Annotated in this window: 17 protein-coding genes and 2 pseudogenes; 8 read left to right on the top strand and 11 right to left on the bottom strand. The window is 66.7% G+C overall.

Annotated elements, in window-relative coordinates; translation table 11 throughout:
- Window positions 1-144 precede the first annotated feature (144 nt).
- Window positions 145-774 (top strand): SDR family oxidoreductase, encoded by a 630-nt coding sequence (locus AC1RQF_RS24890; protein WP_274002179.1) that lies wholly within the window; start codon window positions 145-147, stop codon window positions 772-774.
- 33 nt (window positions 775-807) lie between these two features.
- Here the strand turns inward: AC1RQF_RS24890 and AC1RQF_RS24895 are convergent, their stop codons facing one another.
- A complete protein-coding gene (locus AC1RQF_RS24895) occupies window positions 808-1353 on the bottom strand; it encodes a peroxiredoxin (protein ID WP_492873180.1) in 546 nt (181 codons plus the stop codon).
- 266 nt (window positions 1354-1619) lie between these two features.
- Here AC1RQF_RS24895 and cdpA point away from each other — a divergent pair, with 266 nt between their 5' ends.
- Window positions 1620-3368: a cyclic di-GMP phosphodiesterase CdpA gene (gene cdpA, locus AC1RQF_RS24900; RefSeq protein ID WP_274004263.1), complete on the top strand. Its 1749-nt coding sequence runs from the start codon at window positions 1620-1622 to the stop codon at window positions 3366-3368.
- Window positions 3369-3406: 38 nt separating this feature from the next.
- Entirely contained in the window at window positions 3407-4864 is a 1458-nt protein-coding gene (locus AC1RQF_RS24905) for an HDOD domain-containing protein (RefSeq protein ID WP_274004262.1), read from the top strand.
- Between the two features lie 168 nt (window positions 4865-5032).
- Here AC1RQF_RS24905 and AC1RQF_RS24910 read toward each other — a convergent pair whose 3' ends face one another.
- Window positions 5033-5977 (bottom strand): LysR family transcriptional regulator, encoded by a 945-nt coding sequence (locus AC1RQF_RS24910; RefSeq protein ID WP_492873181.1) that lies wholly within the window; start codon window positions 5975-5977, stop codon window positions 5033-5035.
- 611 nt (window positions 5978-6588) lie between these two features.
- Between AC1RQF_RS24910 and AC1RQF_RS24915 the strand changes: the two genes are divergently transcribed.
- The 4 genes and pseudogenes from AC1RQF_RS24915 to AC1RQF_RS24930 all read left to right on the top strand — a co-directional run.
- Complete coding sequence (locus tag AC1RQF_RS24915) at window positions 6589-7680, top strand: pyridoxal phosphate-dependent aminotransferase (RefSeq protein ID WP_492873182.1); 1092 nt, start codon at window positions 6589-6591, stop codon at window positions 7678-7680.
- A gap of 88 nt (window positions 7681-7768) precedes the next feature.
- The gene (gene hutH, locus AC1RQF_RS24920; RefSeq protein ID WP_274002172.1) at window positions 7769-9310 is read left to right on the top strand and encodes a histidine ammonia-lyase; all 1542 of its coding nucleotides are present in this window, start codon (window positions 7769-7771) and stop codon (window positions 9308-9310) included.
- 113 nt (window positions 9311-9423) lie between these two features.
- Entirely contained in the window at window positions 9424-10197 is a 774-nt protein-coding gene (locus tag AC1RQF_RS24925) for an ABC transporter substrate-binding protein (protein WP_274002170.1), read from the top strand.
- A gap of 207 nt (window positions 10198-10404) precedes the next feature.
- A pseudogene (locus AC1RQF_RS24930) lies at window positions 10405-10617 on the top strand (IS481 family transposase); the annotation flags it as partial.
- 44 nt (window positions 10618-10661) lie between these two features.
- Here the strand turns inward: AC1RQF_RS24930 and AC1RQF_RS24935 are convergent.
- The gene (locus tag AC1RQF_RS24935) at window positions 10662-11966 is read right to left on the bottom strand and encodes an EAL and HDOD domain-containing protein (RefSeq protein ID WP_492873183.1); all 1305 of its coding nucleotides are present in this window, start codon (window positions 11964-11966) and stop codon (window positions 10662-10664) included.
- Between the two features lie 217 nt (window positions 11967-12183).
- The gene (locus AC1RQF_RS24940) at window positions 12184-12978 is read right to left on the bottom strand and encodes an ABC transporter substrate-binding protein (protein WP_492873184.1); all 795 of its coding nucleotides are present in this window, start codon (window positions 12976-12978) and stop codon (window positions 12184-12186) included.
- Between the two features lie 726 nt (window positions 12979-13704).
- On the opposite strand from AC1RQF_RS24940, the pseudogene AC1RQF_RS24945 reads away from it, so the two are divergent.
- A pseudogene (locus AC1RQF_RS24945) lies at window positions 13705-13833 on the top strand (glutathione transferase GstA); the annotation flags it as partial.
- A gap of 30 nt (window positions 13834-13863) precedes the next feature.
- Here the strand turns inward: AC1RQF_RS24945 and astE are convergent.
- The 7 genes from astE to AC1RQF_RS24980 form a co-directional block, all read right to left on the bottom strand.
- Window positions 13864-14895, bottom strand: a complete 1032-nt coding sequence (astE, locus tag AC1RQF_RS24950) for a succinylglutamate desuccinylase (protein ID WP_492873185.1) — start codon at window positions 14893-14895, stop codon at window positions 13864-13866.
- On the bottom strand, window positions 14879-16219 hold the full coding sequence (astB, locus tag AC1RQF_RS24955) for an N-succinylarginine dihydrolase (protein ID WP_274002160.1): 1341 nt from the start codon (window positions 16217-16219) through the stop codon (window positions 14879-14881). The genes astE and astB overlap by 17 nt, the downstream gene beginning before the upstream one ends.
- Before the next feature lie 13 nt (window positions 16220-16232).
- Window positions 16233-17696, bottom strand: a complete 1464-nt coding sequence (gene astD, locus AC1RQF_RS24960) for a succinylglutamate-semialdehyde dehydrogenase (protein WP_492873186.1) — start codon at window positions 17694-17696, stop codon at window positions 16233-16235.
- 3 nt (window positions 17697-17699) lie between these two features.
- Window positions 17700-18746: an arginine N-succinyltransferase gene (astA, locus tag AC1RQF_RS24965; protein ID WP_492873187.1), complete on the bottom strand. Its 1047-nt coding sequence runs from the start codon at window positions 18744-18746 to the stop codon at window positions 17700-17702.
- Window positions 18746-19804, bottom strand: a complete 1059-nt coding sequence (gene aruF, locus AC1RQF_RS24970) for an arginine/ornithine succinyltransferase subunit alpha (RefSeq protein ID WP_274002152.1) — start codon at window positions 19802-19804, stop codon at window positions 18746-18748. The genes astA and aruF overlap by 1 nt, the downstream gene beginning before the upstream one ends.
- A 12-nt stretch (window positions 19805-19816) precedes the next feature.
- Window positions 19817-21046 (bottom strand): aspartate aminotransferase family protein, encoded by a 1230-nt coding sequence (locus tag AC1RQF_RS24975; RefSeq protein ID WP_274002150.1) that lies wholly within the window; start codon window positions 21044-21046, stop codon window positions 19817-19819.
- Window positions 21047-21273: 227 nt separating this feature from the next.
- Window positions 21274-22314: a GlxA family transcriptional regulator gene (locus AC1RQF_RS24980; RefSeq protein ID WP_274004261.1), complete on the bottom strand. Its 1041-nt coding sequence runs from the start codon at window positions 22312-22314 to the stop codon at window positions 21274-21276.
- Window positions 22315-22322: the final 8 nt, after the last annotated feature.

Raw genomic sequence — 22322 nt, forward strand, 5'->3', positions numbered from 1 at the left:
TCGCCCGACGCGGCGACGGGGGCGCACACCACCCATCTTCCCTGCGCGTCACCGACGCCGCGCCGATTCGGCATACACTTGTAGGCTGCCCGTTCGCCCCCATCTCGGTTTGAACGCAGGGTATCCAAGGCAAGGAGTGGCTTCATGGCGATGAAGGTATTGCTGATCGGCGCGACCGGCCGCACGGGCGTCGCGCTCGCGGACCTGCTGCTCAAGCAGCAGGATTTCGAGGTGACGGCGCTGGTCCGCCAGCCCGATTACGCGCTGCCCGGCGCGAAGGTGATCGTGGCCGATCTCACCGGGGATTTCTCCGGGGCGTTCCAGGGCGTGACCCACGCGATCTACGCGGCCGGCTCGGCCGAATCGGAAGGCCCCGCCGAGGAGGAGCAGATCGATCGCGACGCCGTGGCGCGCGCGGCCGAGTACGCGAAGGCGCACAACGTGCAGAAGCTGGTCGTGATCAGCGCGCTGTCCGCGTACCACCCGGAACGGACGGACGCAGCGCTGCGCCACTACGCGCAGATGAAGCGCGAGGGCGACGACCGCGTGATCGCCTCCGGCGTCGACTACGTGATCCTGCGGCCGGGGCCCTTGTCGGACGGCCCGGGCGTGGGCAAGATCGCGCTCGCGGAAGCGCGGCCGGACGATCCGGTGCCGGTGGCGCGACAGGACGTGGCCTGGGCGGCGATCGAGGCGATCAAGCTCGGCATCTCGCGCAAGACGATCGGCTTCGTCGGCGGCACCGTGCCGATCGAACAGGCGCTGCGCGCCTGACCCGGCGGCGGCGCGCGCCGCCGCCCGCCCCGCTTACTGGCGATGGGCCGCGGCCCAGGCCTTCACGGCCGCCAGCGTGTTCTCGACGTGCTTGTCCGGCGACATGCTCGTGTACTCATACAGGATCTTCCCGTCCGGCGCGATCACGTAGGACACCCGGTTCGCCTTGTCGACCATCGGCAGCTTCGCGTCGTACGCACGGATGATCTTCGCATCCGGGTCCGCCGCGACCGGGAACTTGCTGCGGCACTCGCTGACCGAGAACTTCGTGAGCGTGCCGATATCGTCAGCCGAAACGCCGATCACCGTCGCGCCGTATTGCTTGTACGAATCGACCGCTTCCGCGAACGCGTGCGCTTCGATCGTGCAGCCCTTGGTGAACGCGGCCGGATAAAAATACAGCACCACCGGCCCCTGCTTCAGCGCATCGGCGAGCGCATACGTGTAAGTCTTACCGCCCAGCGATGCCTCGGTGCTGAAATCGGGCGCGGCGTCGCCCGTCTTCAGCACGGCCTGGGCCGTCAGCGCGTGGCCCGCGATCAAGGTTGCCGCGACGATCATTGCAAGTTTTCGCTTCATCTGCGTCCTCATTTCTAATAAAGTCAGGCTCGACCCGCGAGCCGATCACGTTCGCATCCCGAACGCCCGAGTCATTCGGGCACCGCTTTCATTCTCAACGCTAAAGAATCGGCCCAAAGCGCCGTTATTGCATCCGGACAACCGGTTCCAGCCTTTTCACGCCAGCGAGAAACATGGAAGCCAACAGGAACAAGATGCCCCGCAAGGGCTCCTGGCGCACCGCCCTTCACACGCTCCGCCGCCTCGCCTGGTCAGGCGGCGCGCTGATGCCGGCGCGCGCCGGCTCCGGCGCGCCGCGCGACGACGATACGGTTCGCAACTGGCTGGAGCAGACCGTGGGCGCGGTCGATTTTCTCGCGCATGTCGACCGCGACCTGCGCTTTCTGTATGTGTCGGATGCGAGCCTGCGCTTCATTGGTTACCACCGTGATTACCTGCGCACGCTGACGCTGCGCGACCTGATTCCCGATCAGGATACCGCGACGCTGGAAGCGCTGCTTGCGCGCGCGTCGCACAGCGGCGCGGTCGAGAAGGCGACGATGTGCATCGTCAAGTCGCTGACCTACCCGCTCGACGTCGAGTTGCGGGCGGTGCGCAGCCGCCACCACGGCATCGAGGGCTATGCGATCGCGGCATTCGACGTGTCGTCGTGGCGCGCGATCGAGGCGCGGCTGACCTACGAGCTGCATCACGACCCGATGACGGGGCTCGACAATCTGTCGGCGCTGATTCCGGCGCTGATGCAGGCGCAGCGGATCGCGGACGAGCATGGCACGTGCGCGGCGCTGCTGCTGCTCGATCTCGACGACTACCAGCGGATCAACCGCGCGCTGGGCTACGACGCGGGCGACACCCTGCTGCGCGACACCGCGCAGCGCCTGCAGGGGATGATCGCGCCGGGCGAACGGCTGGCGCGGGTGGCGAGCGACAAGTTCGCGGTGGTGTTCACCGCGCCGACACGGACGCGCGCGGCCGACACGGCCGAATCGCTGGCGCGCCGGTTGCAGACCGCGATCCAGCAGCCGTATGCGTACGAGGGGCAGCCCGTGCATCTGTCGGCGAGCATCGGGATCGCGCTGTACCCGGAAGAGCGCAGCGCGTCGAAGCACGCGCAGCACCACAGCCCGCTCCTGCGGCGCGCGGACCATGCGCTCGCGCAGGCGAAAGCGTCGGGCGGCAATGCGCTGGCGTTCCACCTGCCGGCCGACGATCCGGCGGATGCGGAGCGGCTGAAGCTGGAGGCGGACCTGTACGACGGGGTGCGCAACGGCGAGTTCTCGCTGCACTTCCAGCCGATCACGAAGAGCCGCACGGGCGGCGTGGTCGGGGTGGAGGCGCTGATCCGCTGGCACCATCCGGTGCACGGCCTGGTGCCGCCGGCGACCTTCATCCCGCTCGCGGAATCGATCGGGCTGATCAACTACCTGGGCAACTGGGTGTTGAAGGCGGCGTGCATGCAGCTGGTGTCGTGGGACCGCCAGGGGATTGCGTTGCAGTACGTGGCGGTGAACGTGTCGCCGCAGCAGTTCCGGGATCCGCGCTTCACGCAGAGCGTGCGGGACGCGATTGCGCTGACGGGCATCGACCCGAAACGGATCGTGCTGGAGATCACCGAGAGCCTGCTGATGCACGACCCGTCGCATGCGAAGGCGCTGCTCGAAGAAGTCACCGACCTGGGGATTCGTTTCGCGGTCGACGATTTCGGCACGGGCTATTCGAGCCTGGCGTACCTGCAGCGCTTCCCGCTCGCGAAATTGAAGATCGACCGGAGTTTCGTCGAGAACCTGTTGACGTCGCGCAATGACCGCGCGATCGTGTCGGCTGTCGTCGGCATCGCGCAGACGCTGGAGCTGGAACTGGTCGCCGAGGGCGTGGAGACCGAAGCGCAGCGGGTGCTGTTGACCGAAATGGGCTGCAACCACATACAAGGCTGGCTCGTTTGCCAGGCGCTGCCGTCCGAGGAATTGGCGCAGCGCTTCGAGGCACGGGAGCTGCGCCTGCACGAAGCGGCGTGACGACAGGGTCCGGCCGGCCAATACACACACAGATACGAATGTCTATCACCGAACACATGCCCAAGACAGCATTGCTCGACAAGCTTTGGGCGCGGATGAACGAACGAGGCGATTTCCCGCTGTTGTCGGAGTCATTGCGCGCGACGATGGCCGCCATGAAGAACGACGATCTGGATTTCACGGCGCTGGTGCGGGTCGTGCTGTCCGATTTCGCGTTGACGCAGAAGGTATTGCGGCTGGCCAATTCCGCGATGTACATGGCCTTTGGCGGCAACATCACGACCGTGACGCGGGCGCTGATGGTGCTGGGCATGGATGCCGTCGGTCATCTGGTGGTGGGGCTGAAGCTCGTCGACCACTTTCACCACAGCGCCCCGCGGCGGATCGAGGCGAAGCTGGAGTTGAACCGCGCCCTGCTGTCGGGGTGCGTGGCGCGCAAGCTGACGGCGCAGACGGACTTGCGGGCGGGCGAGGAGGCGGTGGTCTGCACGCTGATGCGCCAGGTGGGCAAGCTGCTGGTGGTGTGCTATCTCGACGGCGAATGGGACGCGATCCAGCGCCGCGCGGCGGAATTGGACGGCGACGACGAGACCGCGTGCCAGGAGGTGCTGGGGGTGGGATTCGAGGAGATCGGGCTGGAGGCCGCGGCGCGCTGGCGGCTGCCCGAGCTGATCCGCTCGGGGATGACGCACTACGACGCGGACGAAGAGGTGTCGCCGGACGTGCGCTGGCTGCGGGCGGTGAGCCATTGCTCGACCGACATGGCCGCGGCGCTGACGGCGCCGGCGGGCGCGCAGCGGGACGCGCGGATCGCCGCGTTGGCGCATCGGTTCGGCGACGTGCTGAACTTGGAGCCGGAGCGGCTGGAGGAGATGGCGGCCTCGCTGGCGGATGAAGAGGCGAGCGACACGATGATGCGGGAGATCGTCGAGTTGCGGGCGAATGCGGATGCGATCGCGCGGGCGGCGCCGAATCCCGAGGCGCGCCTGGAGGCGGGGCTGGCGGATTTGCGGGCGCTGCCGTCGGAGCACGTGCTGGGGCCGGTGCTGGCGCTGGCGTCGGAGAGTGTGCTCGCGGGGCTCGCGTTTACGCGCACCGTGATGTTCGTGCGGCGGGAGGATGGGGTGTTCGCCGCGCGGCTCGGGTTCGGCGCGGATGTCGACGCGGTGCTCGGACGGCTGGCGTTTCACGAGGCGTTCGAGCCCGACGTGTTTCATCTCGCGATCAGCAATACGGTCGGGATCTTCATCGAGCACGCCCAGGATCCCAAGATGCTGAAGCGTTTGCCCGGGTGGTATCGGGAGGCGTTCGACGACGCCCGGTCGTTCGTGCTGTTGCCGGTGCTCGTCGAGCAGCAGGCCGTCGCCCTGCTCTATGCCGATTGGACCGGGGGGCAGGCGGCGCGCAAGATCTCCCAGCAGGAGATGGCCGTGCTCAACGAGCTTGGGCGGGAATTGGGACGGTTCTTTCGCGGGGCGATGGACGAGGTCCGCTGACGTTTCGCGCGTCGCCTCGACGCCGCAAGGCGGACGACGACGCTGAATATCGCAATCAGATCGTGACGTTAAGTCGAGGTTGGCGAAAACGTCACGCATCCGGGCCGCCCCTCGGCGGCGGGACATCGAACGAGCATGGCCGCCTCTTGTCGACCTCGACGCGGCCGATCAGCAGGGCCCGAGCATATCGCGTCGGGCCAGCGCAAAGCGCCTGCACTCCTCCTTCAGCCAGGTTGAAAACGCAGCGGTACGCGGCTCGTTCGGCTCCTGGCACAACAGCACATAGCGCGCCGGTGCGCGAGCCGTGTGCTCGAATGCCTTCACGAGCCGTCCGCTCCGGAGTTCTTCCTGAATCAATACGGTGCGGCTCAGGACGATACCCTGATGATTCAGCCCGGCCGAAATCGCCAGGCTCGACAAGTTGAATTGCGGACCGGCCCCGCGCTCGGACCAATCCGGGAAACAAGCCGTCGCCCAAGCTCGCCACTCGATGTATTCCGGGGCGCCCACCCACGGCTCCGCATCATGCAGGAACGTGAGATCGTCGGATAGCTCGCCGGCCGCCAATGAAGGATGGGCCGCGACGTAATCGGGCGTCGCCACCGCCACCAGGTATTCATCCAGGATCGCCTCCTCCGACGCCTGCCGATGGCTGTCCGGGTTATACCGAATCGCAACGTCGATGTCGTTCTCCATCATCAGGTGCCGGTCCAGGGGGTGAAACTCGGCCTGCAGGCGCACCGAAATATCCGGCTGATCCCGATGGAACTCGACCAGCCGCGGCATCAGCCACTGCAATGCGAACGACGGCAGGCAATTCACCTTGAGCGGGGTACCCGACAGGCTGAGGCGATGCACGGTGCGGCTGATTTCCGCGAACGCCTCCGACGTCGTTTCGTAGAGCTGCACACCTTTCTCGGTGAGCACGAGCCCTCTTCCCTGACGCTTGAAAAGCGGATATCCCAGCCTTTCCTCGAGGTTGCGAATCTGCTGGCTGATCGCGCTTTGCGTGAGATTCAGCGCCGCTGCGGCCTTGGTGAAGCTCAAGTGGCGACCGGCCATTTCGAAGCATCGCAGCGCGCCGAGAAAGGAAGAGTCCAGAGTCAGCTTCATAAGTCAGCCTAATGCCTCGATTAGAACAATTCGCTATTTTGATCACCTCGCGTAGTCTACGATAGGTTCGTCGGATATAGCACGGAGTCGATCAGGAGACGCATCGTGGAGGATTGCTTGGCACCCCCGATCCATTATGCAAACTAACAGGCACGCGACCGTGCGGCTCGATGCATCAAGGGGGGCGAACCCGAGCCGCGCACACACCGGGACGCGGCTCCTGTCTTGCGGGCGAGCAAGGCATGAGGGCTCGCCATTGCCGGGCGCCCGTCAGGCGCGATCACGACGGATGATCGTGCCAATCGCCTGATTCGAAAGACGCGAAGCGACTGTTCGAACACCACCTACCGACAACGGGCTGCCGGGTAGAGATCGCTCATGGCGCGGGCTTCAGAAACACATTGATCCTTGTTCATGAGCAGCGCAACGCAACATAAACGCCACATGAATCGACCAATCATTTCGCATGGCTGATTTTCCGGATTGAAATAACGGCCTCGAAGTTATTCCGAGCAGGAACCCATTATCGAATCGATAAATCATTACCAAACAGGGAGCAACCCGCATCGAATCGGCGGGTGCTCGGCGCAATCCACGAATACTTGATCGACATGAACGAAAATCATCCAAATTCCAAATCACCGCGCCTGTACGAGCAGGAAACATCGCTCGAGCTTCTGGCGAATCGATATGGTCTGAGTCAATCCAGCATGATCGATTTCTCGCTCAATGTTAACCCGCTCGGCTGCTCGCCGGCGGCTATCACGGCTGCGCGCGAGGCGATGGGAAACGCAAATTTTTACCCGGACATCAACTTGTCGGCATTGCGCGCCGCTCTTTCGAATAAATATCGGCATGCCAAAGGGAAGTTTCTCTTTGGCGCCGGCCTCGATGACGTGATCAAATTGCTGATACATGCCTGGACCGCGCCCGGGGACACGATCCTCATCCATTTGCCAACCTTCCCCCGCTACGCCCTCGAGGCGCAATTGCACGGTTGCGAGGTCATTGGTGTAAAGGGCGGAGCGAACCAGCGGTTCGATGCCGATCGCTATACCGAAGCCTTGCGAAGCAACCGAATCTCGATGGCTTTCATCTGCTCGCCAAACAATCCGACGGGGGAGTTGATCGACATCGGCGTTATCGAGGAAATGGCCCGATCCTTTCCTCAAACGATTTTCATCGCGGATGAGGCATTAATCAATCCCAAAAAGGAAGGGTGCCTCAGATTGCCGGACAAATTGAACAACATCGCCGTCATGCGGACCTTTTCCAAGTTCTTCGGCTTGGCGGGAATGCGTGTCGGCTTTGTCGTGGCCGCTGAAAAACTCATCGATACCGCCGAGATGACGCGTCCGCCGTTTAATGTATCGCGCCCGGCTGCCGCCGCGGCGGTTGCCGCGCTTGAAGACGAGGAATTCATAGCAAGATGCGACCGCACCTTTCTGGAGGAAAGCAATTACTTCCGCGAAAGAATCAGCCAAAAATTGGATATCGGCGTGCTTGGATCGCACGGCAATATGATGCTGCTCGAATTGCAATCACAATCTTCCGCGCAAGCCGCGGCGAAAATCGCGCGCAAGGGAATCGTCGTTGCGGACGCCACTTCATTCGACGGTTTGCAGGAAACGGCAACGCTGCGCGTTTCCCTTAGAAGCAGAAAAGAAAACGAGAAACTCATTTCCGCGCTGCTGACCCTCTGAACGATCGGAAAAACCCGGTTATCTCCCCTGCCCGACTCACAGGACGGCCCGCGCGACGCGTCAACCCTCACCCATCTATCACGAGACCATGGACAAGACTGCCCAACACATTTTGACCCCCGGCACTGTGACGCTGCGCCAGTTGCGCTCGATCCATGAGCAGGGCTCGCCGTTCCTGATCGATCCGGCGGCCTTGGCAGGCGTCGCGCGCGCTCAGGATGTCGTCGCCACGCTGATCAGCGAAGGCAAGACGGCTTACGGCATCAATACCGGTTTCGGCAAGCTCGCCCATACGATCATTCCGACCGACAAGCTGAAGCAACTCCAGGAAAACCTGGTGCTCTCTCACAGCGTCGGAACCGGCGAATGCCTCGACGACAAGACCGTTCGTCTGATCATGGCGCTCAAGGCCGTGAGCCTCGCCCGCGGCTACTCGGGTGTCCGTCCCGTCGTCATCGAGCGCATCGTCCAACTCGCGAACCACGGGTTTTATCCGCGCATTCCTTCGAAGGGGTCGGTCGGGGCGTCGGGCGACCTCGCCCCGCTGGCCCACCTGGCCGCCGCGCTCATCGGCGTGGGGCGCGTGAACTATCGCGGAACCGAGATGAGCGCGCTCGACGCACTCGAACTCGCCGGCGTCGCGCCGCTGGAACTCGGGCCCAAGGAAGGTCTGGCGCTGCTCAACGGCACGCAAGTGTCGACGGCGCTCGGCCTCGTCGGCCTGTTCGGCGCCGAGCGCGTATTCGCCGCCGCCGTCACGACAGGCTCGCTGTCGCTGGAGGCCATCATGGGCTCCAAGGTGCCGTTCGACGCGCGGATTCATGCAGCACGCGGACAGCAAGGTCAAATCGACGTGGCGGCTATCTACGCCGACATGCTCGACGGCAGCGCCATCCTTGATTCGCACGCCGATTGCGGGCGCGTTCAGGACCCCTATTCCATTCGTTGTCAGCCTCAGGTGATGGGCGCGTGCCTCCAGCAGATCCGCAACGCGGCCGAGGTGTTGCGTGTTGAATCGAACGCGGCCTCGGACAATCCACTGATTTTCTCCAACGAGGGCGACATCCTGTCGGGCGGCAATTTCCACGCCGAGCCGGTGGCCTTTGCGTCGGACGCGCTGGCGATTGCGATCGCGGAAATCGGCGCGATTTCGGAGCGACGCATCGCGTTGCTTCTCGACACCCACTTGAGCGGACTGCCCGCGTTTCTCGTCAAGGAGAGCGGCCTGAATTCCGGATTCATGATCGCGCAAGTCACCGCGGCAGCGCTCGCGTCCGAAAACAAGTCATTGGCCCATCCGGCGAGCGTCGACAGCCTCCCGACTTCCGCCAATCAGGAAGATCACGTCTCGATGGCAACCTTCGCCGGCCGGCGGCTGGCGACGATGGTCGACAACACGGCCGGGGTGGTTGCGATCGAAGCGCTGGCGGCCGCGCAGGGTGTCGAATTCCGCCGACCGCTGCGCTCGGCGGAAAACATCGAAGCGGCAATCGACGAGATCCGCGCTCGCGTGCCCGCTTACGACGAGGATCGTTTCTTCGCCCCTGACTTGCAGGCCGCGAAGGACTGGGTCATGACATACCACTTGCCGCATCGACATCAAACCACGCTCCCCAGCTACACGGAGTGAACGCTCCGAGGACTGCTTCATATTGAATCATCCAGCCAATCCCGTTTCATTTACCCCCTTCGTGCCTACCGCTTGACGCATTCGATATCGCGAAGTCAATCCATGGAGAATTTATGAAAAAGCTTGCCCTGTACCTTGCTATCGTGGCCAGTTCCACGACTGTCTATGCGAAAGATTGGACAGTCGTCCGGTTTGGCGTGGATGCCAGCTATGCGCCGTTCGCATCGAAGCGCGCCGACGGCGGCCTGGTCGGCTTCGACATCGATCTCGGCAACCAGATCTGCGCGCGCCTCAAGGCAAAATGCGTGTGGGTCGAGAATGACTTCGACGGGATGATTCCCGCACTGAAGGCAAAGAAATTCGACGGCGTGCTGTCGTCCATGTCGATTACGCCGAAGCGCGCCGAACAGATCGACTTCTCCGACAGGCTTTATAAGGAGCCGAGGCGCCTTGTCGCGAAGAAGGGCTCAGGGCTGCTTCCGACACCGGAGTCGCTGGCCGGCAAGGTGGTCGGCGTCGAGCAGGGCTCGACCGAGGAAACCTACGCGAAGACCTACTGGGAGCCGAAGGGCGTGAAGGTCATGTCCTACCAGAATCAGGACCAGGTCTATACCGATCTGCTTTCGGGCCGATTGGACGGTGCGTTGCAGGATGAGGTCCAAGCCGATATTGCGTTCCTGAAAACGCCGCGCGGCGCCGGCTTCCAGCTCGTCGGGGCGGAACTCGTCGACGAGAAGATCCTCGGCAGCGGCACCGGCATCGGCCTGCGCAAGGAGGACGTCGATCTGCGGGTAAAGATCAATAAGGCGATCGCCGACATGCTCAAAGACGGCACCTACAAGAGTCTCGAAAAGAAGTACTTCGATTTCGATATTTACGGAGGCTAGGCGCCCGTGGTCGATGGGCCCGCAAGTTGCCCGGAGCGTGCGCCGGCAGCTGGCGGAAAGGTCGTGCGATCACGTGCGGCCCGGGACGTTCGAGCCGACCACATTCGTCTCGCCGTCGCCGAGAAGCGTCACGCTGCTCGCGCCTGTCCTCTCGGTGATTCATGGATATCGCTTCAACCCCCATGAGGCGATGGCGCGCGGATACCGATGCGATGGCGGCGAGTACGCATGTATCGGGAGACCGGCAACGCCGGTCTCCCGTGCACGCCTTCGGTATCCCTGGGTCAACACGTCGCAGGCGGCTGCGGCGCCACCCGGAAGCGGGAAAAGCAGGCCGTCGCACTCGAAGCCGTGCTTCCCGCAACCCGCCCGGATCGTCTTCGCCTGCGGGCTGAACGATCCTCCGCCGAATCCACGCAGCGGGCGCCTGCTGACCGGGTGCATCACATCCAGCCCAATTCCGCTCAGTTCTGGAACCGCCCCAACCCCACCGCATCGAGCGTGTAATCCGCACTGGCGGCCCAGGCGGCAGCCTTGAGCGCGACCTTGCCCGCCTCGGCGGAGGAGAAGCCCACGAGCCTCCCGCACCCCACCTCGACCGCCGCCCAATCGGCGCGCTCGATCCCGACGATCACGTCGAGCAGCGCGCCCAGCGCCCCGTCCCGGGACAAGATCGCCGCGCGCACCGTCGGCGACACGGTCAGATCATCGAGCGTCACCGCGATCGGATCCCCAAACACCGCATCGATCAACGACAACGCCCCCACCAGAAACGCCGCCTCCACGGTCCGCCGGTCCGCGTCCGGCAACGCCATCGCCGCCAGTTCCATGAACCGCGCCCGCGTCGCCGCCAACTGCACCAGCGGATCATTCTCCAGCGCGACCTTGCGCCCATCCGCATACAGCAGGATCTGCGTCCAGCGCGCAATCCGGTTGGTCCCGGTCGCCGCAATCGCCTCGCGCAAGGTCGTCGCCTGACGCCCGATCCCCGCTTCCCCGGTATTCGCCAGCCGCATCAAATGCATCACCAGCACCGGGTTCAGCTTCAACTCGACTTCGAGCTGCGCGACGTTCGGATCGGTCGCCAACAGCTGCATCAGGTTCAGCAACGCATGCCGAGGCGCACTCACCCGCCGCGACGGGCTCACATGCCGATGCGCGAAACAGTAGCCCTGGAACTGCACGAAACCGAGCGCCTTCGCCTGCTCCTGCCGCTCCGGCGTCTCCACGTTCGTCGCGATCAGGCGCTTGCCCGCCGCCTTCATCGCGTCCACCAGCTTGCGCAGCATCGGCCCCGCGATCCGCTCCAGATCCAGCTTCACCGCCTCCACATACGGCAGCAATTGCGCAAACCCCGGGCCCGGCTCGGCCACCCCGTCCAGCACGAACCGGTATCGCCGCCGATGCAACGCCACCAGCCGCGCAATCAAATCACCGTCGATCTCCATCTGCGCCGACAACTCGAACGTATAACGCTCGGGCGTCAACGCCTGCATCGCGTCCGCGAACAGCAACGGCCGGGTCGCCGCGAGCAGCGCCTTGTGCCCGCCCAGCGACGCCCGCACGCCCGCTTCACGGATCCCCGCCACCAGCGCCTCCGGCCACTCGCCGAGATCCTCTCGCACCCGCAGCGCAAATCCGTTCAACAATCCGTCGCGATCCACCAGCGGCTGCCGGCTCACCAGCAAGGCCAACGCCTCCGGCGCATCCGTCCCCTCGTCCCCCGCTCCGTCCTCGGCGCCTAGCCCCGGCACGGTCCTGTTCTCCATCTCTGTTCCCCGGTTGCAGATTTCTCGTAGGCTGATTTCCGGCCGCTGCGGCTCTCGTCGTCCGCCATTCTTATCTCAATAATTAAGCGGGTGATGATACACCGGCAAATTGACGCCTGTCGCTCGCGAATCCGCGCGCGTTTGATCCTCCAAAACAAAACCGGCCGCATAAGCGGCCGGTTGCTCGATCGTTGCGCGGCCCCGGGCCGCGCGCGGATCACTTCAGCGTGACGGGCACGCTGAAGTACTGCTTCGCCAGGCCGTCGATCGTGCCGTCGGCCTTCAGATCCTTCAGCGCCTGGTTCAGCGCGGTCTTCAGCTGCGCATCGCCCTTGCGCAGGCCGTAGCCCACGCCGATGCCGAGGATCTCGGTATCCGACACGTGGCCGCCCGCGAACGCGAAGCCCGCGCCCTGCGGCTTGCTCAGGAAGCCCTTCGCGCCTGCCTCGGAATCCTGGAAGGTCGCGTCGAGCCGGCCCGACTTCAGGTCTTCATACGCCAGATCCTGGGTCTGGTAGGGCACCACTTCCACGCCCGCCGGCGCCCAGCGCTTCTTCGCGTACGCTTCCTGGATCGTGCCCTGCAGCACGCCCACCCGCTTGCCCTTCAGCGAGGCCGGCGTCGGCAGCAGCGCGCTGCCCGCCTTCGCGATCAGTTGGTTCGGGATCGTATAGATCGGATCCGTGAAGTCGATCGCCTTGCGACGCTGCTCGGTGATCGTCATGTCCGAGTTGATCGCGTCGAACTTGCGCGCCTGCAATGCCGGGATCAGCCCGTCGAATGCATTCTCCACCCACACGCACTTGACCTTCAGCTTCGCGCACACCGCGTTGCCGACGTCGATGTCAAAACCGGCGAGCTTGCCGTCGGGCGTCTTGTATTCGAAGGGGGCATACGACGCCTCGACGCCGAAACGCACTTCCTTCAGGTCGGCGGCAAACGCACTGCCCGCCGCCAGCGCCGTGGCCGTCACCACCGCATGCGCGGCCATCTTTCGCCAGTTCAACTTCATCAGGGGGTTCTCCTCGTACGATGGAACAGGTTCGATCAACAATCGGTCCGGCGCATCTTTGCAGCGCCGGTATTCCCGGACAAATGGCCGGGCTCCTCGTGATGCGGCGCAACAGCCGCGAACCCGCGATTGTACCGCCCCGCGCCCGCCGTTCCGGTCGAGCGCCGCTTCGGTCCGCCTGTTGCAGTGCGCGCAACGGTCGCCGGCCCGGCTCGGCCGATTCCGCAAATCCGTGTCGCACGCGCGCAAGCGGGCGGCGTCAATCGGCCGCGCCGCCCGCCTCGGCCAGCGCGTCGGCCAGATGCGCGTACACCGCCGACACACGCGGCAGATGCCGCGCATCGGGATGCGCGAGCACCCACACCACAGCTGCGATTCGTCCTCGTCGAGCCGCGGGCTCACCTGGGCCAACCCGGGCCGGCCGCGCGCGAGGAAGACCGGCAGCACGCCCATCGCGAGCCCCGCCTCCACCAGTTCGCATACCGACATCACGCAGTTCACCCGGTAGCGCGGCTCGATCTCGGGATGGCGGCGGCGACGCCAGGCCACCGAGGGCTGATGCGACAGCGCCAGGTCGGGCGCCGCCCAGTCGCATTCGCGCCGGGCGGCGGGGTCGCGCAGCCGCGCCGCCTGCGCGGCCGGCGCGAACACCGCGATCCGCAGCGCGCCGACCGCGCGGCCGATCAGGTGTTCCGGCGCGCGGCGCGTCGCGCGCACCGCGACACGATCGCGAACTGGTCGAATGTCCTGCGGATTCCGCTCGCGCCGTATCCGCATCTGCTCGCGTTCATGGCGCGGATCGCCGAGCGCCCGACGGTGCGCGACGCGCTCGCGGCGGAAGGCCTCGGGCGCTGACGCATACGCGCCGCGCGCGCCGCGCCTGCATCACGCGAGCGCGGCGTGCGTGGCGTCGGTCGTCTCGATCACCATCAGCCCGGCGCGCAGGCCCGGCTTGACGGTCGGATTCGGGAACACGATGCGCTCCTCGTCGTGCCGGACTTCGTAGCGGTAAGCGCCGTCGCGCGCGAGCAGCGCGCCGCGCGCGAACGGCGTGAAGTTCGGCACGTCCGTCGCGACGAACAGCTCGAATGCGTCGCTGTGCTTCGTGATCTGGTCGATCACCGTGAACACGCGCGGCAACGCGCCGCCCGCGGCGGGCATGCCCGCCGCCAGCCGTCGCACCGCGTCGTCCGCGCCCGCGAAACGCGCGAGGTCGTTTTGGCCGAACGGCATCACCTTGCCGAGTTCGAGCGTGCAGGCGAGCGCGCCGCACCGCTCCGCACAGAAGTGCGAAAACGTATTGCCCTTCGCGGTATGCAGCAGCACCGCCATGATCTGCGCGCCGCCGAGCCATTCGAACATGGCGCGGGTCGGCGCCGCGCCCGTATGCGGCAGCAGCGCGAAACGCTCGAACACCGACGCGCGGATCGCCGTATGCATGTCGACGTGCCAGCGCGCCCCCGCCGCCACGTCGAAAAACGCGCGCGCGGCCGCTTCGAGCCGCGCCGCGCGCGGCGCTTCGCGACTCGTCGCATGCTGCGCGTGGCGGCCGCTGAACAGACGGTTCAGATCGTCGTCGAGGTAGCGTTCGCCCGCGCGCATCGCAGCCGGATTGCCGAGCGCGACGAGCAGGCGGCACGCGAGCGGCAGCGCGCCGCGCGCGAGATCGCGCACGAGCGCCGACAGCAATTCGATCGGCGCGGTCTCGTCGCCGTGCACGCCCGCCGACACGAGCACGCTCGGCAACGCGGCAGCCGGCGCGGCCGGTTCGAACGCGAACAGCCCCTCGTCGAGCCAGGTCCAGCGCACCGCGCCGTTCGCGCACGGCCCGCTGCGCGGTTCGGGCGCCGCGCCGCCCAGCGTCAGCGCGAGGCAGTCATCGAGCCACGCGCCGCCCGCGTCAGCGCTGGAAGTCATACAGGGACCCGAGGCCGAGGATCTGCGTGAGCGCGTCGAGCGCAGTGCGCGATTCGTCGAGCAATGCCGGATCGGCGAGGTCGGCCGACGCGAGCCGGTCGCGGTAGTGGCGCTCGATCCAGCCGTCGAGCGACGCGAACAGCGTGTCGTTCATCCACACGTTCGACGTGACGGCCGCCCGCTCCGCCTCGCTCAGCACGACGCGCAGCCGCAGGCACGCAGGCCCGCCGCCGTTCTTCATGCTCTCGCGCAGATCGAACACCAGCACCTCGTTGATCGGGCCCTTGCCGGCCGCGAGCTGATCGAGATAGGCGGCGACGTTCGGATTCTCGCGGCACTCCTGCGGCACCACGAGCACCTGCCGGCCGTCGGCGCCCGACAGCAGCTGGCTGTTGAACAGGTACGACGACACCGCATCGGCCAGGCTGACCGCGCGATCCGGCACCTCGATCACGTTGAGCGCCGCGCCGTGCGCGCCGAGCGAGGCGCGCAGCGTGTCGTAGACCGCCTGCTGGTCGACGAACGCGCGTTCGTGGCAGAACAGCGTATCGCGGTTGCCGACGGCGATCACGTCGTTGTGGAACACGCCCGCGTCGATCACGTCGGGATTCTGCTGCGCGTAGATCGTCGCGGTCTCGCGCAGGCCGTGACGCTGCGCGACCGCGCGGCTCGCCTCGAAGGTCTGGCGCGCCGGGAAGCGTTTCGGCTCCGGCCCGCGTCGATATTCGGCGCGGCCGTACACGAAGAACTCGACGCCCGGGTTGCCGTAGGCCGAGCAAAAGCGCGTATGGTTGGCCGCGCCCTCGTCGCCGAGCGCCGGCGTGCCGGGCAGCGCCTCGTGCACGACGAAGCGCGTCTCGTCCGCGAAGATCGCGGACAGCGTGCGACGCGTCGCCTCGTGCTCGATCGCGCGATGCAGCTTGCTGCACAGGTTGGCCGGCGTGAAATGCACGCGGCTGTCGCCGGTGTCGGCGGACGGGCTCACGGTGGCCGCGTTCGCGGTCCACATCGCGGAGGCGGAGCTGGCCGCGGCGAGCAGCTCGGGCGCCTGCGCGGCCGCCTTCGCGATCACGTCGGCGTCCTTGCCGGAAAAGCCCAGCTCGCGCAGCAGCCGCAGCGACGGCCGCTCCTGCGGCGGCAGCACGCCCTGCGCGAAGCCGAGGTCGGCGAGCCGCTTCATCTTGCGCAGCCCCTGCTTCGCGGCCGCCTTCGGATTCGCGGCCGACTTCTCGTTGTTCAGCGACGCCACGTTGCCGAACGACAGCCCCGCGTAGTTGTGGGTCGGGCCGACCAGCCCGTCGAAATTCGCTTCAGTTGCGTTCATGGTCGCTTCCTGCTCAGAAATGAAGGCCCGGCGACACGTTCGCGGGCATCTGCAATTGCGCGCTCTCCACCGAGGCCATCGGATACGCGCAGTAGTCGGCCGCGTAGTACGCGCTCGGCCGGTGGTTGCCGGAGCGCCCCGCGCCGCCGAACGGCGCGGCCGACGATGCGCCGTTGGTCGGCCGGTTCCAGTTGACGATGCCCGCGCGGATCGTGTGCCGGAACTGCGCCCACGCGGCCTCGTCGTCGGCAAGCAGGCCCGCCGACAGGCCGAACGCGGTGTCGTTGGCGCGTTCGAGCGCCTCGTCGAAGTCCGCGTAGCGGATCACCTGCGCGAGCGGGCCGAAGTGTTCCTCGTCGGGCAGGTCGCGCACGGCGGTCACGTCGAGGATCGCCGCGTTCACGAAACCGAGCGCGGGATCGCGCTGCGTCATCGCGACGAGCGGCGTCGCGCCGCGCGCGAGCAGCGCGTCCTGGGCGGCGACGAGGCGCGACGCCGCGCGCGCGGAGATCACCGCGCCCATGAACGGCTGCGGCTCGGCGTTGTAGACGCCCGCCTCGATGCGCGCCGTCACGTCGACGAGACGCGCGAGGAAACGATCGCCGAACGCGCCGCGCGGCACCAGGATGCGGCGCGCGCAGGTGCAGCGCTGCCCGGCCGACAGGAACGCCGACTGGATCGTGTGATGCACGGCCGCGTCGAGATCCTCGACCTCGCCGATCACGAGCGGATTGTTGCCGCCCATCTCGAGCGCGAGCACGATCTCGGGGCGGCCGCCGAACTGGCGATGCAGCAGGGTGCCGGTATCGGAGCTGCCGGTGAAGAACAGCCCGTCGATCTGGCGATGGTTGGCGAGCGCGACGCCCGTGTCCTTCTCGCCCTGCACGAGGTTCAGCACGCCGTCGGGCAGGCCGGCGTCGCGCCAGGTCTCGACCGTCGCGCGCGCGACCGCGGGCGCCAGCTCGGACGGCTTGAACACCACCGTGTTGCCCGCGATCAGCGCCGGCACGATGTGCCCGTTGGGCAGATGGCCCGGGAAATTGTACGGACCGAACACCGCGACCACGCCGTGCGGCCGGTGGCGCAGCACGGCGACGCCGTCGGCCATCGGCGCGCGCTTCTCGCCGGTGCGCTCGTGATAGGCCTGGATCGAGATGTCGACCTTGGCGGCCATCGACGCGACCTCGGTGCGCGCTTCCCACAGCGGCTTGCCGGTTTCGCGGCCGATCAGCGTGGCGATCGCCTCCTTGCGTTCGCCGAGCAGCGCGGCGAAGCGCTTGACGATCGCGCAGCGCGCGTCGAAGCCGAGCGCCGACCACGGCGCGAACGCGCGGCGCGCGGCGGCCACCGCGCGCTCGACGTCGGCCGCCGCCGCGCCCGCGCCTTCCCACACCGTTTCGCCCGTGCCCGGATTGCGCGACGCGAAAACCGGCCCCGTGCCCGCGGCCCAGGCGCCGTCGATAAAGAGTTCTGTCATGACTTATCCCTGTTTGGCTTTGAGCGGCAGCACGCGCACGAGGTCGCCGGCTGCCACGTTGAGGGCGGCTGCGTCGGCCGCGTTGAGCGTGAATACCCCGTTCTCGATCGCGCCCGGCGCGACGCCGACGCGGAAATCGCCGAGCGAGGTGTTCGACACCAGCGCGCGCGGCGCAGCGACGCCCGGCGCAGCGGCGCCCGGCTCGACCACGCCGATCACGACGGGCGCCGCTTCGCTCTCGCGCACCGTGCGCAGGTCGGCGATGTGGCATTCGAGCACCGGGCCGGCGTCGAAGATGTCGACGTGGTTCTGGTAGCGCAGGCCTTCCGCTTCGAGCATCTTGCGCGCGGGCAGTGTGTCGCGGTGCGTGAGCCCGACGCAGTCCTGCGCCTCCTGCGGCAGCAGGTCGACGTAGACGGGAAAGCGCGGCATCAGCTCGGCGAGGAACGACTTGCGGCCGTGCGAGCTCAGATAGTCGGCGGCGTTGAAGTCGATCTGGTAGAAGTGCGAACCGACGGCGCGCCAGAACGGCGAGGTACCGCTGTCGTCGAAGTGCCCGCGCAGCTCGGCGCACAGACGTTCCGGGAAGCGTTCGCGGAACTGCGCGATGAACATGAAGCGCGAGCGCGACAGCAGGCCGCCGACGCCGCCCGTGCGATAGCGCGGGCTCAGGAACAACGAGCAGACCTCGGCATAGCCCGTCAGGTCGTGCGAGATGTTGAGCAGCGACATGCGGGTCCACACGCCGAGATCCTGGCTGGCGTGGACGACCGTGCTGACGCGATAGTTGTAGAACGGCTGCTCGAGCCCGACCTCGGTTTCGAGGCCGCACACGCCGGCGATGTCGCCCGTGGCGGTGTCTTCCATCACGAAGAAATAGCCGGCTTCGGCGGGCGCGGCGCGGCCTTCGAGCGTGCGCCGGGTGCGCTCGACGCGCGCGGCGAGCGCATCGCGATCGGGCTTGAAGGTGGTGAGGCCCGGGCCGGTTTCCCGCGCGAGCGCCACGAGCGCATCGACATCGCCCGTCTGTACGACACGAACGACGATCATCACGCGTCTCCCGGATTGACGGCGGCCGCGCCGCCGGATTGATGCAAGGGCACGCAGCGGACCGTATCGCCTGCGATCACGTCGAGCGCGGCGCGCACCTCGGCGGACAGTGGCGCATCGCCGTCGTGCGCGTCGGGCAGATCCGCGAGCACGCAGCGGAACGCGTCGCCGCGCCCGCTCGACAGCAGATAGGTGCTGTCGCCGCGCGACGCGTCGGCATTGCGCACGGAGCGCAGCACGCCGCGCGTCACGCAGGCGGTGCGATCGACCTGCGCGGTGAGCACCGGGCCCGCATCGAAGATATCGACGTAGCGATCGGGTTCGAAGCCTTCTTCGAGATGGATGTCATAGGCGAGCAGCGCGTGCTGGTTCGGCTCGCCGAGCACGCGCTGGGCGGCCTCGGGCAGGAGCGGCACGTAGAGCGGATAGCGCGGCATCACCTCGGCGATGAAGGTGCGGCTGCGGCCGCCCGACTCGATCTCGACGGCGGCGAAATCGCGGCCGAAGAACTTGCGGCCGACCGCTTCCCAGAACGGCGACATGCCGTGTTCGTCGGTGACGCCGAGCAGCAGCGAGAACACCTCGGAGGTGAAGCGGCGGCGCTGGGCGGCGATGAACATCATGCGGGCGCGCGAGATCAGGTGCGCGGCGGCGTCGCCGCGCAGCGCCGGATCGACATAGAAGCCGGCGAGCCGGCTCTTGCCGGTCAGCTCGTGCGACATCGTGAGCGCGTGGATCTTGCGATTCACGTGCAGCTCGCGCGAGGCGTGGATCAGCGCATCGTTGCGGAACGCGTAGAACGGTTCCGAGTAGCCGGCGGCGGCGACGATGCTGGCCGTGCCGAGCAGCTTGCCGGAGACGCTGTCCTCGAGCACGAACAGATAGAACTCCTCGCCGGGGAAATCGACCTCCGTGCGAAACGAGTCCTCGGACAGCGCGACGCGCGCTTCGAGCGCGTTGCGGTCGTGCGGCAGCGAATGCAGCACCGGTTGCGCGGTGCGCGCCATGTGCGCGAGCGCGTCGAGATCGGCGAGCCTGCCTGGGCGAACGAATAGCATCGTCGCACCCGCTCAGCGTGCGGCGGCGGTGGCCGCGAGCACCTGTTCGACGGCCTTCCCGAAGCGGGCGAGGCCTTCGTCGAGGACTTCGTTGGGGATCACGAGCGAGGGCACGAAGCGCAGCACGCTGGGGCCGGCCACGAGCATGATGACGCCGTGCTCGGCGGCGGCGGACACGAAGTCCTTGGCGCGGCCGTCGAATGCGTCGACGAGTTCGGCGCCGACCAGGAGCCCCTTGCCGCGGATTTCCTTGAACAGGTTGAAGCGTGCGTTGATGCGGGCGAGCGCGGCCATGAGACGCTCGCTGCGGTCGCGCACGCCTTGCAGGAGAGCGGGATCGCTGATCAGCTCGACGACCTTGTCGGCGATGGCCGAGGCGAGCGGATTGCCGCCGTAGGTGGTGCCGTGCACGCCGACCTTGAAGTGAGCGGCGAGTTCGTTGGTGGTGAGCATCGCGCCGATCGGGAAGCCGTTGCCGAGCGCCTTGGCGGTGGTGAGGATATCGGGGGTGACGCCCGAGTCCATGTAGGCGTAGAAATGGCCGGTGCGGCCGACGCCCGTCTGGACCTCATCGAAGATCAGCAGCGCGCCGTGGGCGTCGCAGGCATCGCGCAGGGCCTTGAGGAAGGCGGGATCGGCGGGGATCACGCCGCCCTCGCCCTGGACCGGCTCGACGATGACCGCGCAGGTTTGCGGGCCGATGGCGGCCTGGGCGGCGGCGATATCGTTGTACGGGAGATGCTTGATGCCGGCGGGGATGGGGCCGAAGCCTTCCGAGTACTTGGGCTGGCCGCCGACGCTGACGGTGAAGAGGGTGCGGCCGTGGAACGACTGGGTGAACGAGAGAATCTCGACCTTGTCGGCGCCGTGGCGTTCGAACGCGACGCGGCGGGCGAGCTTGAGGGCGGCCTCGTTGGCCTCCGCGCCCGAGTTCGCGAAGAAGGCGCGATCGGCGAAGGTGAGGGATTCGAGGCGGCGGGCGAGGCGCAGGACGGGTTCGTTCGTGTAGCCGTTGCCGATGTGCCAGAGCTTGCGGCTTTGCTCGTCGAGGACCTTGAGGAGGGCCGGGTGGCTGTGGCCCAAGGCCGTCACGGCGATGCCGCCGGCGAAATCCACGTAGTCGCGGCCGGCCGTGTCCCACACCCACGAACCCTCGCCGCGGTCCGGCACGAACGGCGCGGGGGAAAATACCGGCACCATCACTTCGTCGAAAGTCTGGCGGGTCACGGTCGGGGTGGTCATGGCGGATCCTTTTTTCTCTCAAGAGGTAACAGGGGTAGTTTAGATAACGGAGGGAGCGGTCGTCTTGCGTGTTTGCGACTCGTTCCTCATGGTTTGTTGCTTTGGTTTTTTGTGGATGTCCTGTGAGGGTGTTGGTTTATTAGCGTCGCCCCTCCCGACGCTAATAAACCAACACCCTCACAGGAAATTTACGACACCAGACACAACCCAAACCGCGAAGCAGCACCTCAATCCAAAGGCTCCCTCTCGACAAGCGCCCCCGCCCGCGGCTCCCCCCCACGCCCATGCTGCTTCTCAAGCCAGGCGCGCCGATCCTCTCTCGGCGTCACTCCGAACCGCTCCCGATAGGCATTGGAGAAATGCGCAGCCGACGAAAACCCGCATGCAAGACTGACCTGCACCACCGACTTGCTGGTGCGCTGCAACTGCGTCCGAGCCTTCAGCAGCCGGAGATTCAGGTAGTACTTCGAAGGCATCGCCCCAAGGTACTGCCTGAACAGCCGCTCGAGCTGTCGCCGCGACACGCCCACCAACCCGGCGATCTCGTCGGTCGTGAGCGGATCCTCGACATTCGCCTCCATCAGCTGCAACGCATCGTTCAACCTCGGATGCCGCTCCCCGGGCGCGGTCACGAACGGAATCCGCTGCCGCGCCTCGCCGCTGCGCAGGCTCCCCGCCCCCATCGCATCCGCGATCCGCTCGGCCAGCTCCGGCCCATGGTCGCGCCCGATCACCGCCAGCATGAAATCCACGGTCGCCTGCCCGCCCGCGCAGGTCGCGCGGTCGCGGTCGATCTCGAAGATCTGCTGCGTCACGATCGAGCGCTCGAATTCCTCGGCGAACTGCTGGTAGGTCTCCCAGTTCACGCTCACCCGGTAGCCCGACAGCTGTCCCGCCATCGCCAGCCACCACACGCCGTGGTGGACCCCCGTCACCAGCGGCGTCCGCTGCCCCACCCGCGCCAGGCTCGCCAGGAACATCCGGTAATCGGCAAACTGCTGGAACCGCTCGCTCACCACGATCAGCCAGTCGCACGCAATCGCATCGTTGAACGCCGCATCGGCATGCCATTGCGCCCCGCCCGCCAGCGGCACCGCGCGCCCGTCCCACGAGCACACCTGCCACCGGTACAGCAGCCGCCCGTCGATCTCGTTCGCCAGATTCAATGCGTCGACGATCGGGCCCACCCCCGACATCGACACCGGCGGCAACGCAACGATCGCCACCTGCGCCGTGCGCGCACTCCCCACCGGACGTGTCACCGTGATCCCCACCC

It is taken from the genome of Burkholderia sp. GW821-FHT14F03 (genome assembly GCF_058803765.1).